We start from the raw sequence: 15,330 nt of genomic DNA on the forward strand, positions 1-15,330 counted from the left end.
ATGGCGATGCTGCAGAAACCGGCGAGACGCCCACAGTTCTTCTATACGACCGCCCCGCTGCCGTGCCCGTATCTCGCCGGCCGCACCGAGCGGAAGATCGTGACGGAACTCACCGGCGCGGATGCCGAGGCGCTGCATGACCGGCTGTCGCGCGCAGGCTTCCGCCGCAGCCACAACATCGCCTATGCGCCCGTCTGCCCCGGCTGCCGCGCCTGCATCCCGATCCGGGTGAACGTCGCCGCGTTCGAGCCGAACCGCACCCAGCGGCGGCTGATCGCGGCCAATGCCGGAATCGAGGGGTTCGAGGTGCCGGCGCGCGCCACCTCCGAGCAGTTCGCGCTGTTCCAGCGCTACCAGGCGGCGCGCCACGCGGACGGCGACATGGCGGCGATGGGGTTCTACGACTACCGCGCCATGGTCGAGGACACGCCGATCGAGACCATGATGGTGGAGTTCCGCGACCATACGGATGCGCTGGTCGCGGCTTGCCTGACCGACCGCGTCGCTGACGGGCTCTCGGCCGTCTACTCGTTCTTCGATCCCGCAGCCCCGGCGCGCTCGCTCGGCACCTGGATGGTGCTGTGGCTGATCCGGCGCGCGGCGGACCAGGGATTGCCCTTCGTCTATCTCGGCTACTGGGTACCGGAGAGCCGCAAGATGGCCTACAAGGCGCGCTTCCGGCCGTCGGAGATCCTGTGGGGCGGCCAGTGGCGCATGCTGACCGATGCCGAGGTCGAGACCGGCCCGCTGACGGTGCCGGCCGAGGCGACGATCACCGCCGGGTAGGCGTCAGGCGGGCAGCGCGCGGTTGCCCCACCGATCGGCCACGCCGCCGTCGGGCAGATCGCGCCCAGCGACGCTGAACCACAGCAGCCCGGTCATCTGAGGGTCGCGCGGCCCGGCGCCGCGCGACATCCAGACATTCGCGGCGACGTGGTGGTGGTACCGGTCGGCGGCCATGAACACGGCGCCGGGCCGGCGCGACGTGACTTCCATGCCGAGCGTCGCGGTCCAGAACGACTCCGCCTCGATCGTGTCGCCGACCTTGAGGTGGACATGGCCCACGCGCGTGCCCGGCGGCAGGATGCGCACAGGCCCGGGTGCCGTGGCGAGCAGCCCGCGGCAATCGAGCGGACGGGTGTCCATCGCGACGCCGGCGGCGTCCCAGCGCCAGGCGCTGCGCGGCCGGTCGGCATAGACCTCGATCCCGTTGCCCTCGGGGTCGGCGAGATAGATCGCCTCGCTGACCAGATGGTCTGAGGCGCCGTCGATCGTGAGTCCGCGTGCGATCGCATGCGCGAGCCAGCCCGCCAGCGCCGCGCGCGAGGGCAGCAGGAAGGCGGTGTGGAACAGCCCGGCCGAGAGCGGATCGGGCGCGCGCGCCTCCGGGTCGCCGACCAGGGTCAGCAGCCGCACCCCGCCGGCGCCGAGCCCGACGGCGCCATCAGGGGCGGGACCCTCCTCCAGCCCGATCGCGTCGCGGTAGAACCGCGTGACCCGGTCGAGATCGCGCACCCTGAGCGCAACCTCGCCGATCGCGAGGCGCTCTGTTGTGTCGGTCCGGGTCTCGAGCATCGTCGCCATGGTCGTCATCCTTCGCCTGCACCACGAAGATGGCGACCGGAGCCTGCGAACGGAAATCCGTTCTGCCGATGACGCCTATCCGAACCGCCCGGAGGACGGGAACCCCTTCCAGGGCAGCCGCCCGGCCTGGGCGCGGTGGCCCATCCAGTCGGCGAGGTCGGCGGCGACCCGTACACTGACGCGGTTCTCGCCGAGCCGCACGGCGAGCCCCTCGGCGAGCGCGAATGGCTTGGCGTCGGCGAGCCCGCCGTCCTTGTACTTCTGCAACGCGACGCCTCGGCCGCGCGCCATCTCCGGCACCTCCTCCAGCGGGAAGACCAGCAGCTTGCGGTTCTCGCCGATCGCGGCGAGGTGGTCGGCCCCCTCCGGCACCAGCGCGCAGACAGCCGCCTCCTCGCCCTCCACGTTCAGCACCTGCTTGCCCGCGCGCGTACCGGCGAGCGCGTCCTCGGCCTTGACGATGAAGCCGCGTCCGGAGGCGGAGGCAACGAGATAGCGCGCGCCTTCTCGGTGCACGAACAGCGCGACCAGATCGGCATCGTTCGGCAGATCGACCAGCAGTCGGATCGCCGTGCCGTCACCACGCCCACCGGGGAGTTTCTCGGCCGGAATGGTGTAGAAGCGTCCGTTCGTGCCGAAGGCGAGCAGCCGGTCGGTCGTCTCGGCCGGCAGCAGAAAGCGGAGTCTGTCGCCTTCCTTGAAGCGCAGCGCCGCAGGATCGACCGCGTGGCCCTTCAGCGCGCGCACCCAGCCCTTCTCGCTGACGACGACGGTGATCGGCTCGCGCACGATCAGCGCTTCCTCGACGGCCTCGGCGATCGCGGCAGGGGCGGCAGCGAAGGTCGTGCGGCGGTCGCCGAGCGCGCCGGAGCCGAAACGCTTGCGGATCTCGGCGAGCTCGCCGGCGATCGCCTTCCAGCGCTCGGTCTCGTTGCCGAGCAGCCCCTTGAGCCGCCGCCGTTCCGCCGAGAGCGCCTTGTGCTCGCGGCGGATCTCCATCTCCTCCAGCTTGCGCAAGGACCGCAGCCGCATGTTGAGGATCGCCTCGGCCTGCACCTCGGTGAGCGCGAAGGCCGCCATCAGCTTGGGCTTCGGCTCGTCCTCGGTGCGGATGATGCGGATCACCTCGTCGAGGTTGAGATAGACCGCGAGATAGCCCTCCAGCACCTCGATGCGCCGTTCGGCCGCGGCGAGGCGGTGGCGCGTGCGGCGCACCAGCACCTCGTGGCGATGGTCGAGGAACGCGCGCAGCACCTCCTTCAGCGACATCACACGCGGGGTGCGCTCGGCATCCAGCACGTTCATGTTCAGGCTGATGCGGCTCTCCAGCGCGGTGGCGCGGAACAGGCTCTCCATTATCAGCGCGGGATCGACGGTCTTGGATTTCGGCTCCAGCACCAGCCGCACCTGATCGGTGCTCTCGTCGCGCAGATCGCCGAGCAGCGGCAGCTTCTTCTCCTCCATCGCCTGCGCGATCTGCTCGACGAGGCGCGCCTTCTGCACCTGCCAGGGGATCTCGGTGACGATCACGCGGAAGGTGCCGTACTTGCCCTGCTCGACCTCCCATTTGGCGCGCAGCCGGAACCCGCCGCGCCCGGTCTCGTAGGCGGCCGCGATCGCCTCGGCCGGCTCGACGATGATGCCGCCCGTCGGGAAGTCCGGCCCCTTCACGTGGCGCAGCAAATCGGCGGTGGTCGCGTCGGGGTGCTCGATCAGGTGGATCGCGGCCGAGCAGACCTCGCCCGCATTGTGCGGCGGGATGGACGTCGCCATGCCGACCGCGATCCCTTGCGCGCCGTTCGCGAGCAGGTTCGGGAACGCGCCGGGCAGCACCACCGGCTCGCGCTCCTCGCCGTCATAGGTGGCGCGGAAATCGACCGCGTCCTCCTCGATCCCTTCGAGCAGCACCTGGCCGACCTCGGTCAGCCGTGCCTCGGTGTAGCGCATGGCCGCGGCGTTATCGCCATCGATGTTGCCGAAGTTCCCCTGGCCCTCGATCAGCGGATAGCGCTGGGCGAAATCCTGCGCGAGCCGCACCAGCGCCTCGTAGACCGCGGCATCGCCGTGCGGGTGGAACTTGCCGATCACGTCGCCCACCACGCGGGCGCATTTCTTGAACCCCGATTGCGGATCGAGCCGGAGCTGGTGCATCGCCCAGAGCAGGCGCCGGTGCACCGGCTTCAGTCCGTCGCGCACATCCGGCAGCGAGCGCGCCATGATGGTGGAGAGGGCATAGGCGAGGTAGCGCTCGGAGAGGGCATCGGCGAGCGGGGTGTCGCGGATCTCGGTCATGTCGACGGGCATGGGCGCGACTCGGGGCTGGGGTTCCCCGCCTGTCTAGGCGCTCGGCGCGCCCGGGTCACGCGGCGCGGAAGCGCGCCCGCCAGGCCCGCGGCGAGGTGCCAAGCCGGGCGCGGAAATGGTGACGCAGCGTGTCGGCGGCGCCGAACCCGCATTCCGTGGCGATACGCTCGACCGGCAGCGCCGTCGTCTCCAGCAGCTCCTTCGCCCGGCCGATCCGCTCGGCGAGCAGCCAGTCGGCCGGCGAGAGCCCGGTCGCCTCGCGGAAGCGGCGCTGGAAGCTGCGGAGACTCATCCCCGCCTCGCGCGCGAAGTGAGCGACCAGGATCGCGCGGTCCAGCCTTCCGCGCGCCCAGTCCAGCGCGGCCGAGAACCGGCCCGGCTTCGGGGCCACGGGGCGGGGGATGAACTGCGCCTGGCCGCCCTCGCGATGCGGCGGCACGACCATCCGCCGCGCGACCTCGTTGGCGCGCGCCGGACCGAAGTCGCGTCGCACCAGATGCAGGCAGAGATCGATCCCGGCAGCACTTCCGGCGCTGGTCAGGATCGTGCCCTCGTCCACATAGAGCACGTCCGGATCGACCAGCACACGCGGATGGAGCCGCCGCAGCGTGTCGGTGTAGCGCCAGTGCGTGGTGGCGCGCCGGCCGTCGAGCAGCCCGGCCTGGGCGAGCACGAACACGCCCGAGCAGATCGTCAGCAGTCGCGCGCCGTGCGCGTGGGCGCGGCGGATCGCTGAGAGGATCGCCGGCGGCACAGGGGTTTCCGCGCCGCGCCAGCCGGGGATGACGATCGTGCCGGCGCGCGCGAGGGTGGGCAGTCCCGCGGTCGCGCGCACGGTGAAGCCGCCGACCGCACGGAGATCGCCCCGGCGCTCGGCGCAGACGGCGAAACGGTACCACGGGTCGAACTCGGGCCGTGGCAGGCCGAACACCTCGACCGCGATGCCGAACTCGAAGCTCGCGAGCCCGTCATAGGCGAGGGCGGCGACGGTCAGGTTCGGCGGTGGCGCGATCTTCGCGGTCATTGGCGTTCGCGCCAATGTCGCATGGCCGGGCCACGCTCCACAATCCGCACGACCCAACCACGGAAGAGTCCCATGAACCCCGTCACCGCGATCCCCGCCGCCGATCCCGTGCGCGCGGTCGCCCACTTCACCGACCGGCTCCGGCTGGAGACCGACTGCGCCGACGTGCACGCCGCGATGCAGACGCGCGATCCGGGCTTCGTGCTGCTCGATGTGCGCGGACCCGACGCCTACGCGCGCGGCCATGTGCCCGGGGCGATGAACCTGCCGCACCGCACGATCAGCGACGAGACGCTGAAGCGCTGGCCCGCCGGCACGCTGTTCGTCGTCTACTGCGCCGGCCCGCACTGCAACGGTGCGGACAAGGCGGCGGCGAAGCTCGCCGCGCACGGCAGGCGCGTGAAGCTGATGCTCGGCGGCATCACGGGCTGGCAGGACGAGGGGTTCACCGTCACCACAGGGTGAGGCAGCGCCGCGGCGCTTGACGGCGCGGACCACCCGGCGGATCGTTCCATCCCCGATGGGAGGAACACCGCGATGCCCATGAGCGCCCGCCTCGGTCTCGGTCCCGTTCTTGCCCTCGCGCTTGGAGCGGCTCCGGCCGCCGCCACCGACCTGCGTTTCGGCATCGCCAACGCCCCCTCGTCGATGGACCCGCATTTCCACAACCTGCTCGTCAACAACATGACTCTGCAGCACGTGTTCGAGCCGCTGGCCTGGGAGGAGGTCGACGGCCGCATCACGCCGCGTCTCGCCGAGGGCTGGAAGATCATCGACGCCACGACATGGGAGTTCCGGCTGCGCTCTGACGTGCGGTTCCACGACGGCTCGCCGCTCACCGCTGACGACGTCATCTTCACCCTCGCCCGCGTGCCGACCGTGCCGAACAGCCCCGGCCTGTTCGTCACCTTCGTCCGCCCTATCGTCGCCATCGACAGGGTAGACGACCACACGGTGCGGTTCCGCACGGCCTCGCCCTATCCGTTCCTGCCCCGGGATCTCACCGCGATCATGATCCTGTCGGAACGCATCCACAGCGGCGCGACGACCGCGGATTTCAACTCGGGGCGCGTGATGGTCGGCACCGGCCCCTACCGCTTCCTGCGCTATGAGCCTAACGAGCGCGTCGAGCTTGCCGTCAACCCGGCCTATCGCAGTGGCCCGGAACCATGGCAGACGGTCAGCATCCGCGCGATCACCCAGGATGGCGCCCGCGGAGCCGCCTTGCTGGCCGGCGACATCGACATCATGGACCGCGTGCCTGGCAGCGACCTCGCGCGATTCCGTGCGGATCCGCGCCTCCGGCTCGCGAGCATTCCTGCCGCGAGCCTCGTGTACATGTTTCCCGACGGCAATCGACCGGACGTGCCGTTCGTGACCGACAACGCCGGCCGTCCCCTGCCGGCGAATCCGCTCGCGGATGTGCGCGTGCGCCGCGCGCTGGCGATGAGCATCGATCGAACCGCCTTTGCCGACCGTCTACTGGAGGGTCAGGCGGCGCCGGCGCATCAGCTTCTCGGTCCCATCGTGGAGGGGCACAACCCATCCCTGCCGCCCATCCCCTATGACCCCGACGGCGCGCGCCGGCTGCTCGCCGAGGCCGGGTATCCGGACGGATTCACGCTGACGATCCATGGTCCGACGGGCTTCATCCCGGACGACGGCAAGATGCTCCAGGCGGTCGGCCAATACTTCACCCGCATCGGCGTGCGCACGCGCGTCGAGACGCAGCCGCGCAACGTGTTCTTTCCCAAGGCCACCGCGCGCGAGTTCTCGATGTTCCTCGGCTCCTGGGTCGGCACACTCGGGGCGAACACGCTGCGCGCCCTGCTGACCACCTACTCGCCCGAGCGCGGCTGGGGCGCGTTCAACCGCCAGCGCTACTCGAATCCGACGCTCGACTCGCTGATGGATCGAGCCCTTGCCACACTCGACGACGAGACGCGCAATCGGCTGGTCGCCGAGGCCGAGCGTGTCGCGATGGAGGACATGGCCCTCATCCCCCTCGTCTCAACGCGCAGCACCTGGGCGATGCGCGCCGACAAGGTCGAGTACACCCCGTCGCCGCTGTCACGCAGCCAGGCCATGCTCGCCCGGCCGGTCAGGTGATTCCGGTCATCTGAACCGCACCGCAAGGCCGCGGCCGCGATCAGAGCGGTCGAAGATCACGGGCGCGATCCGGTCGAGTGTGATCGCGTCGGCCGGCCAGAACGGCCGGCCGTGGGTGTAGGGCAGTTCCGTCGGGGCGAAGCGCGACATCCCCGGCGTGTCCGCCTGGATCGGCGTCGCATGCCCCTCGAAGGAGAGCTTGAAATGGAAGAACGACTTCGCAACCACGAGGTCCTGCTCGGCAATGGCGATGCCATTCGACTCGAAGGCCGCGGGATCCTGGGTCAGGCCCGGCTCGCTGGTCAGCAGCACCGAGAGGCCGCCTGACCGAACCACCGCGCAGGGACCGAGCCTTGAGGGCTGCCCGCGCATATAGAGCCCCGTGTTGATGAAATTGCCGTCGCCGAGATGGGTGACGGTGCCCGTCAGCGGATAGGGCCGCATGCCCGGCGTCAGCCTGCCGCCGACCTCGAGCGAGACGGTTGCGCCGATGCCCGCCGCGCGGGCTGCGTTCACCGCCGCCGCATCGGTCAGCGGCAGCGCCACGCGCAGATCCGCGCCGCGCTCATTCAGCAGCCAGAGCAGCGCGGTGCCGTCGCCTGGCGCGCCGGCGAGCACGTTGTCGCCCTTGTCGCCCATTACATAGGGCCGGCCCGAGGGCTCTTTCATGACGCGGTCGATCACCGCGTCGAGGTCGGGCCAGGTCATCACGAAGCGCTCGCGCGCTGCCCACATCCGAGTGGCGATATCGGCCGCGGCGGCCTCCGCGGTCGCGGGGTCGGCGTCGGCAATCGCCAGCACCACCTGGCCCATGCTGGGTGCGTCGATGAAGGAGTGGTTGTTGAAGATCGAGTAGTCCACCAGCGACGGCGCGCGTGCGAGCCAGGCACGGCCGAGATCGTGCAGCTCGCGCAGCGGCCCGCTCGCGGTCTCGGAGTTGCCGCGCGACATGAACGGCAGGTGCACATATGCCGTGACAGGCCGGAGCCGGCCGGCCAGCACGTCAAGGGCGAGGCGCGCCGCGCGCTCGCCGGCGGCCTGGAGATCCGAGTGCGGGTTCTCCTTGCAGGCCGTGACGATATCCGCGGCCGCAAGCATCGCCCGGCTGCAATAGGCATGCAGGTCGAACCCGGCGGCGATCGGCACCGCGTTGCCGACAGTGCGGCGCAGCGCGGCGAGCAGATCGCCCTCCGGATCGGCGAGACCATCAACCAGCATCGCGCCGTGCAGTGACAGGCACACGGCGTCTGGCGCCTCCGCCGCAGCCGCGGCGACAATGCGGCCCTTCGCGTCCTCGTAGAAGCCGCGCTCCACCGGCCCGCCGGGCCGCGTCTTCGCCGAGAGCGTCGGGATGATCTCGGCGCAGGCAGCGTCGAGCGCGCGCGCGATCCCGCCGAGGATGCCCGAGGAGCTGCGCGCCGCTTCCAGCATCGCAGCACCCTCAAACACGAAGAAATCTTCCGCGCGCGTCAGCGTCGGATTGAAGCAGTGACCCTCGTGGAACAGATGGGCGACGAGGACGCGAGGGCGCGGCATGAGGGGCTCCGTTGCGGTTCGATCCGCAACGGTAGCAGCCCCGCCGCGCCCTGCCAGGGCCTCAGCGCGGCTCGTCCATCAGCCCCTTCACGATCGAGACGCAGGCGAGCAGCAGCACGATCGTGAACGGAAAACCGGTCGAGACCGCCATCGCCTGCAAGGCCGCGAGCCCCCCGCCGAGCAACAGCGCGATCGCAACGAGGCCCTCGAAGCTGCACCAGAACACGCGCTGGCTCTTCGGCGCATCCACCTTGCCGCCGGCGGTGATGGTGTCGATCACCAGGCTGCCGGAGTCCGACGAGGTGATGAAGAACACCACCACCAGCACGATGCCGACCAACGACGTGATCGCGGTCAGCGGCAGGTGCTGGAGCATCGCGAACAGCTTCAGTTCCAGCGGCGCGTCGGCCGCGGCCGTGATTCCCTGGTCCACGATCTGGCTGATCGCGGTGCCGCCGAAGGCGGTCATCCAGAACACCGAGACGAGCGAGGGAATCAGCAGCACGGCGATGATGAACTCGCGCACGCTGCGGCCGCGGCTGACGCGGGCGATGAACATCCCGACGAAGGGCGACCAGGAGATCCACCAGGCCCAGTAGAACGCGGTCCAGCCCTGGCGGAAATTGTCGTCGTCGCGCCCGAACGGCATGGAGAGCGCGACGAGTTCCGACGCGTATGCCGCCAGATTGGTGAAAAACCCGGCGAGGATCGCGAGCGTCGGCCCGGTGACCACCACGAACAGCACCAGCGCCGCGGCGAGCATCATGTTCAGCTCGGAGAGCTTCTTCACGCCCCCCTCGATGCCGCGCAGCACCGAGCCGATCGCGACCAGCGTGATCGCGACGATCAGGATCACCTTGGTCGCGTCGCCATCGGGGATGCCGAACAGGAAGGCGAGCCCGGCACTGGCCTGCTGCGCGCCGAGCCCGAGCGAGGTCGCGAGCCCGAACAGCGTGGCGAACACGGCGAGGACGTCGATCACGTGTCCCGGCCAACCCCAGACCCGCTCGCCCAGCACGGGATAGAACGCCGAGCGCATGGTGAGCGGCAGGCCCTTGTTGTAGGCGAAGATCGCGAGCGCGAGGCCGACGACCGCGTAGATCGCCCAGGGGTGCAGGCCCCAATGGAAGATCGTCGCCGCCATCCCCAGCGCGCGCGCCGCCCCGGCGTCTGCCGCGGCAGCGCCGAGCGGCGCCCAGTCGGTGCGCACGCCGTTCTCGATCGCCACGCCGCCGAACGCGCTTTCGTAGTGCGAGATCGGCTCTGAGACGCCGAAGAACACGAGCCCGATTCCCATGCCGGCGGCGAACAGCATCGCGAACCAGCTCGCGTAGCCGTAATCGGGCGTCGCCTCGGTGCCGCCGATCCGCACCCGCCCGAGCGGCGAGACGATCAGCGCGAGGCAAAGCAGCACGAACACATTGGCCGCGGAGAGGAAGAACCAGTCGAGGGAAGCCACCAGCCAGTCGCGCAACCCGGTGAAGAGCGGGCCGACCTCGGACTGGAACGCGAGGGTGAGGAAGGTGAAGGCGACCACGGTGAGCCCCGAGATCGCGAAGACCGGATTGTGGATGTCGAGGTCGAAGGGCCCGAGCTTCGGGGTGACGTTGTCCTGGCCGATCGCGTAGTCGGTCTCGATCGGTGTCGCGTCCCCCTCGGGCGGGGGCAGGCCGGTGTCGGTCGGGCGTTCGGCTGCCTCGGTCATTGCGGTGCTCCTTGGCACGGTCCGCCGCATCCGGACTGGCGGAAGAAATTCCGGCCGAAGGATCGGGTCAGCGGCGGCGTCGTTTGATGTGGACAACAGTATCCACCCCCGACGCGACAGTGTCGGGTTCACATGTTGTCCTCGTCATGGCCATCCACCGGACATTCGAGCCGGATGGATTGTGCCGCGACTATAGTCTCAATGTCTTGGAATTGGAACCCCTGCCGAGTTTGATTTTCACCTCCTGGGTCGTGGAAAGTCCTGTGCGGCGGCGCATCGATACGGCCGGTTCCGATCGTGCGGATCGACCGGTCGCGGAGGTCATGGGGTCGCGCGCCCCTCCCCTGCCGCGCCCGCCCTTGTGCGCCGTCCGGGCCGGGGCGACAGTCGCGCCGCCCATGCAACTCCGCGCCCCCGCGGGACTCCGCTCCCTTGGCCGAACCCTGAGCCGCCGCAATGGCCGCGTGTTCTATGCGGGCAGCCTGCTGGCCTGGACGGGGATGTGGATCCAGCGCATCGCCGTGGGCTGGCTTGCCTGGGAGCTCACCACCTCCCCGTTCTGGCTCGGGCTCGTGGTGTTCTGCGACCTCGCCCCGGCGGTGGTGGCCGCACCGATCGCCGGCGCGGTCGCCGATCGCACCGACCGTGTCCGCCTGACCATGGCGGCGCAGAGCGTGACCGCCTTGCAGTCGCTGACGCTCGGCCTGCTGGTGCTGACGAACCTGATCACGATCGAGCTCCTGCTGGCGCTCGAACTCGTGGTCGGGGTCTCCAACTCCTTCACCCAGCCCGCACGCCAGACCCTGATCCCGGCGCTGGTGCCACGCGAGGACCTGCCGGCCGCGGTCGCGCTCAACTCGCTCACCTTCAACGTGGCGCGCTTCACCGGCCCCGCGATCTCCGGCGCGATCATCGTCTGGGCCGGGGTGGCGCCGGCGATCCTGGTGAACTGCGCCTCCTATCTGATCGCCTCGCTGTCGCTGCTGCTGCTCCAGATCGCGCCGTCCGAACGGATCGGCCACGCGCCGACGCGCAGCCTGCGCGCCGAGACGCTGGACGGGTTCCGCTACGCCGCGCGCCACCGCGGCATCGGGCCGCTGCTGCTGTTCGCCGCGCTGATGGGCGTGTTCGCGCGGCCCTTCCTCGAACTCCTGCCCGCCTTCGCCGATGCGGTGTTCCAGCGCGGCGCGCCGGGACTCGCGATGCTGGCCTCGGTCACCGGCGCGGGCGCGCTGATCGCCGGCACCCTGCTGGCGGCGCGCGGCGGCACGCGGGGCCTCACGCTGATCGGCATCGGCGCGGGGTTCGTCATGGCGATCGGCGGGTTCCTATTCGTCGCCACCTCGATCTTCGCGATCGGGCTGGTCGGCGCGGCCATTGCGGCGGCGGCACAGATCGTGCACGGGGTGGCGATCCAGACCCTGGTGCAGGGGGCGGCCGACCGGGCGATGCGCGGTCGGGTGCTGTCGCTCTGGGGGTTGATCATCCGCGCCTGCCCGGCGATCGGCGCGCTCGGCCTCGGCGCGCTCGCCGAGGCGATCGGGCTCCGTCTCGCGGTGGCCTGCGCCTCGGCGTTCTGTCTGCCGGTGTGGTGGTGGGGCATGCGGCGCCAGCGCCGCGTCGCTGTTGTCATGGAGCGGGGGATCGGCCCGAAGCCGCCTCCGCCTGCGGAGAAGGGAGGGATCTGATGATCGACGCCGCGATCGTGGGCATGGGCCGCTGGGGCCGGGTGCTGGTGGAGAGCGTGCAGGGCAAGTCCGAGGCGATCCGCTTCGTCGCCGGCTGCACCCGCAGCCCCGACAAGGCCGCCGACTGGGCCAAGGCGCAGGGCATCCGGATGCTGGACAGCTACCAGGCGGTGCTCGCCGACCCGGCGGTGAAGGCCGTGGTGCTGGCCACGCCTCATTCCCAGCACGCCGAGCAGGTGATCGCCGCCGCCGCTGGCGGCAAGCAGATCTTCATCGAGAAACCCTTCACCCTGACCAAGGCCTCCGCCGAGCAGGCGGTCGCCGCCGTGCGCAAGGCCGGCGTGGTGATGGCGCTCGGCCACAACCGCCGCTTCCAGCCTGCCGTCGCGCGGCTGAAGCAGATGATCGCCGAGGGTGCGTTGGGCACGCTCTGCCACATCGAGGGCAACATCTCCGGCCCCGGCGCGCTCGCCTACAAGCCGGGGATGTGGCGGGCCGATCCGTCCGAGAGTCCGGCGGGTGGGCTCGCCGGCATGGGCATCCACATGCTCGACATGTTCCAGAACCTGTGCGGGCCCATGGCCGAGGTGTCTGTGGTGAGCCACGCCCGTGTGGCGACCAACGGGCTCGACGACACCACCGCCGCACTGGTCCGATTCCGCAACGGCATGACCGGCAGCCTGACCACGCTCGCCGCCGTGCCGCGGCTCTGGCGCGTGCAGGTCTTCGGCTCCGCCGCCTGGGTGGAGATGTGGGGCACCGACAAGCTGGTGGTCGGCCGCGAGGGCCAGAAGCACGAACACATCACGTTCGAGCCGGCCAATGTCGAGCGCGCCGAGCTCGAGGCCTTCGCCGCCGCCTGCGCGGGCGGGTCGGCCTATCCGCTGACGCTGGAGGAGGCGGTGCACTCGGCGGCGATGTTCGAGGCGGTGGCGAAGGGCGCGCGCGAGCGCGGCTGGATCGCCGTGCCGTGACGTGCCGGCGGCGGCCGCATCGGGCTAGACTTGCGGGCATGAGTACCCGCCGCTCCCTGCTTGGCCTGTTCGCCACCGCCGCGGTCGCCGCGCCCGCGCGCGCCTTCCGTGTCGAGCCGCTCGACGCACCGGCCGCCGCGGACTGGTCGGCCAATGCGGCCTGTGCGCGCTCGACGATCCACGACGAGCTCCGCGCCGAGATCGCCGCGCTGCTCGAGGGCCGCGAGCCCTCGCCCGAGGTGGCGGAAGCGGTCGAGCGGCTGTCGGTCTGCCCGTTCTGCCGCTGCGTCGTCACCGCCGCGCCCGAGCTGCCGCGCTTCTGACGCCCCGGTTGCCCGCCCGGACGCGGGCTCTACACTCCGCGCCGTTCCATCAACCAACCAGGGGAGAAGGCGCATGAGCCGGATCGACCGCGTGAACTCGGGCAAGATCTACTCGGATGCCGTCGAATACCACGGCTTCGTGTTCCTGCGCGGCGTGACCGCCAGGGACACGTCGAAGGACATCAAGGGCCAGACGAAGGACGTGCTCGACCAGATCGATGCCCTGCTCGAGGAGCGCGGCACCGACAAGACCCGGCTGCTGTCGGCCCAGATCTGGCTCTCCGACATCAAGCTGCGCGACGCGATGAACGAGGTCTGGACCCCCTGGCTGCCGCCGGGCATGGCGCCGGCGCGCGCCTGCGTCGAATCGAAGCTGGCCGCACCGAACATGCTGGTCGAGATCATGGTGGTCGCCTGCAAGTAGCCGCCCTTCCGCGGCGCCACGCAGCCCCCGCCGGCCTCCGGCGGGGGTTTTTCGTTGCGAGTCGCCAAGTGGGCGAAACACAACGAAACACGGCGTTATAGGAAATCAATCTTATTTCAGTCGTGTGTCCACAGCCGAAACACGGGAAACAATGGGGCAATACAGTGGCACGCGCCGCAGACGGTTGCCTGATCCGCCCGCACACGGCCTTCTCTCCGCCGCTTCGCTATAACTCGGGAGAAGATCAGCCATGCGCGTGGATCGTTGCGGCCTCCGGGGCGTTCTTGTGCTCGCCTCCCTGCTCATCGCAACGGTCCCGATCTCGAGTGCGGATGCCCAGGCCAACCGCCAGCAGGTGGCCCGCGCTGCGCCCAGCATCGGGCTGCAATGCGTCCCCTTCGCCCGTCACCTCTCCGGCATCGACATCGTCGGCAATGCCCGCACCTGGTGGGCCCAGGCCGAAGGCCGCTACGAGCGCGGCAGCCAGCCCGAGGTCGGCTCCGTGCTGAACTTCAAGCCCTCCGGCGCCATGCGGCTCGGCCACGTCTCGGTGGTGAGCCAGATCGTCTCGCCGCGGGAGATCCTGGTCGATCATGCCAATTGGCCCGGGCCCGGCGTGCCCAAGGGTCGGGTCGCCCGCAACGTCTCGGTGATCGACGTCTCACCCGACAATGACTGGACCTCGGTGCGTGTCGAGATTCATGGCCGCGGTTCCGGCTACGGCCGCATCTACCCGACCTGGGGCTTCATCTATCCGCGCGCGGCGTCGCAGACCGTGCTGGCCGCGACGCCCTCGTCCGACCTCTCGCCGGCGGTCGCACGCGTGAACGCCCGGGCCGCCGCCGCCGCCGCCCGGCCGCCCGCCTATGTCGGCCAGCCCGGCGCGGGGCTGGAAGCCAACGAGCTGGTCGAGCTCGCCGAGGCCACCAGCGCACCGGCGCCGGCTCCCCGTGCCGCCGCGCCGGTCGTCGAGCGTCAGGCCATGGCGCGCGACTTCGGCGATGACACCCTGATGTGGGGCGCGCCGCACCGCTCGCTGCGCTGATACCCGGCTGCCAAAGGTTCGACCTTTGGCAGCCGGGTATCGCGCGTGGGGTTGGTGGGGCGGCCACGCGCGAACGAAACCCTTCATACCGGCCGTTCGCAGGCGCGGCGCGACCCCGCCGCTTCCGCTCAGTGGATGCGGCGGGAGCGGGTCGCGACCGGCGCGCGCTGCGTCGGCTCCTCGCCGACCGGCCCCGCCTGGTGCAGCACCATCCGCCAGACCCCGTCCTCGAGCCGGAACGCGTTGGTGCAGGCCAGCAGCGCGCCGCCCACCCGCTCATGGCAGATGACGAAGGCCACCTCGCCGTGCAGCATCACCTCGGGATCCTCGCAGGTGATCTCGGGCGCCTCCGGATTGGACAGGATCGCGCTCCAGGCAGCGACGATCTCCTCGCGCGAGGTCATCGGGTTCCAGCCCGGATGGATGCAGGCGACCGGCCCCTCCTGCGACCACAGCGCCTCCATCGCCGCCGCGTCGCGCGCGTTGAACGCCTCGTAGAACGCCTGGTTGGCGCCCAGCACCGCGTCCTCCAGCAGCGCGGGCGGCGGCACTCCGGGCGGCAGCGTCATGGCCGCGTCGTTCCGCGCGCTGCGAGACCCCGGTGCCGCATGCGT

Annotated in this window: 14 protein-coding genes; 8 read left to right on the forward strand and 6 right to left on the reverse strand. The window is 70.5% G+C overall.

Translation table 11 applies throughout. From position 1 onward, the window contains the following. Window positions 1-6 precede the first annotated feature (6 nt). The gene (locus F563_RS21700; RefSeq protein ID WP_035574813.1) at window positions 7-786 is read left to right on the forward strand and encodes an arginyltransferase; all 780 of its coding nucleotides are present in this window, start codon (window positions 7-9) and stop codon (window positions 784-786) included. A 3-nt stretch (window positions 787-789) separates the two neighbouring features. Here F563_RS21700 and F563_RS0105745 read toward each other — a convergent pair whose 3' ends face one another. The 3 genes from F563_RS0105745 to ftrA form a co-directional block, all read right to left on the reverse strand. Further along, window positions 790-1,584: a VOC family protein gene (locus F563_RS0105745; protein ID WP_019013698.1), complete on the reverse strand. Its 795-nt coding sequence runs from the start codon at window positions 1,582-1,584 to the stop codon at window positions 790-792. Window positions 1,585-1,659: 75 nt separating this feature from the next. After that, entirely contained in the window at window positions 1,660-3,888 is a 2,229-nt protein-coding gene (parC, locus tag F563_RS0105750) for a DNA topoisomerase IV subunit A (protein WP_019013699.1), read from the reverse strand. A gap of 55 nt (window positions 3,889-3,943) precedes the next feature. After that, window positions 3,944-4,912, reverse strand: coding sequence for a transcriptional regulator FtrA (ftrA, locus tag F563_RS0105755; RefSeq protein ID WP_019013700.1), 969 nt, complete (start codon window positions 4,910-4,912; stop codon window positions 3,944-3,946). A gap of 72 nt (window positions 4,913-4,984) precedes the next feature. On the opposite strand from ftrA, the gene F563_RS0105760 reads away from it, so the two are divergent. Further along, window positions 4,985-5,377, forward strand: coding sequence for a rhodanese-like domain-containing protein (locus tag F563_RS0105760; RefSeq protein ID WP_019013701.1), 393 nt, complete (start codon window positions 4,985-4,987; stop codon window positions 5,375-5,377). Between the two features lie 78 nt (window positions 5,378-5,455). Beyond that, window positions 5,456-7,021, forward strand: coding sequence for an ABC transporter substrate-binding protein (locus tag F563_RS0105765; RefSeq protein ID WP_162140573.1), 1,566 nt, complete (start codon window positions 5,456-5,458; stop codon window positions 7,019-7,021). A 6-nt stretch (window positions 7,022-7,027) separates the two neighbouring features. Here F563_RS0105765 and F563_RS0105770 read toward each other — a convergent pair whose 3' ends face one another. Both F563_RS0105770 and F563_RS0105775 read right to left on the reverse strand, forming a co-directional pair. After that, complete coding sequence (locus F563_RS0105770; protein WP_019013703.1) at window positions 7,028-8,557, reverse strand: M81 family metallopeptidase; 1,530 nt, start codon at window positions 8,555-8,557, stop codon at window positions 7,028-7,030. A 61-nt stretch (window positions 8,558-8,618) separates the two neighbouring features. Continuing rightward, window positions 8,619-10,262, reverse strand: a complete 1,644-nt coding sequence (locus tag F563_RS0105775; RefSeq protein WP_019013704.1) for a BCCT family transporter — start codon at window positions 10,260-10,262, stop codon at window positions 8,619-8,621. Window positions 10,263-10,660: 398 nt separating this feature from the next. Between F563_RS0105775 and F563_RS21705 the strand changes: the two genes are divergently transcribed. The 5 genes from F563_RS21705 (at window position 10,661) to F563_RS25300 (ending at window position 14,716) form a co-directional block, all read left to right on the forward strand. Next, window positions 10,661-11,950 (forward strand): MFS transporter, encoded by a 1,290-nt coding sequence (locus F563_RS21705; RefSeq protein ID WP_084596399.1) that lies wholly within the window; start codon window positions 10,661-10,663, stop codon window positions 11,948-11,950. Then, on the forward strand, window positions 11,950-12,924 hold the full coding sequence (locus F563_RS0105785; protein WP_019013706.1) for a Gfo/Idh/MocA family protein: 975 nt from the start codon (window positions 11,950-11,952) through the stop codon (window positions 12,922-12,924). The genes F563_RS21705 and F563_RS0105785 overlap by 1 nt, the downstream gene beginning before the upstream one ends. Before the next feature lie 38 nt (window positions 12,925-12,962). After that, the gene (locus F563_RS0105790; protein ID WP_019013707.1) at window positions 12,963-13,247 is read left to right on the forward strand and encodes a hypothetical protein; all 285 of its coding nucleotides are present in this window, start codon (window positions 12,963-12,965) and stop codon (window positions 13,245-13,247) included. Window positions 13,248-13,320: 73 nt separating this feature from the next. Next, the gene (locus F563_RS0105795; protein ID WP_019013708.1) at window positions 13,321-13,671 is read left to right on the forward strand and encodes a RidA family protein; all 351 of its coding nucleotides are present in this window, start codon (window positions 13,321-13,323) and stop codon (window positions 13,669-13,671) included. Between the two features lie 355 nt (window positions 13,672-14,026). Next, window positions 14,027-14,716 (forward strand): CHAP domain-containing protein, encoded by a 690-nt coding sequence (locus F563_RS25300; RefSeq protein ID WP_245557102.1) that lies wholly within the window; start codon window positions 14,027-14,029, stop codon window positions 14,714-14,716. 128 nt (window positions 14,717-14,844) lie between these two features. On the opposite strand, the gene F563_RS0105805 is transcribed toward F563_RS25300, so the two are convergent. Beyond that, window positions 14,845-15,285: a nuclear transport factor 2 family protein gene (locus tag F563_RS0105805; protein ID WP_019013710.1), complete on the reverse strand. Its 441-nt coding sequence runs from the start codon at window positions 15,283-15,285 to the stop codon at window positions 14,845-14,847. Window positions 15,286-15,330: the final 45 nt, after the last annotated feature.

It is taken from the genome of Elioraea tepidiphila DSM 17972 (assembly GCF_000378465.1).
GTDB lineage: Bacteria > Pseudomonadota > Alphaproteobacteria > Acetobacterales > Acetobacteraceae > Elioraea > Elioraea tepidiphila.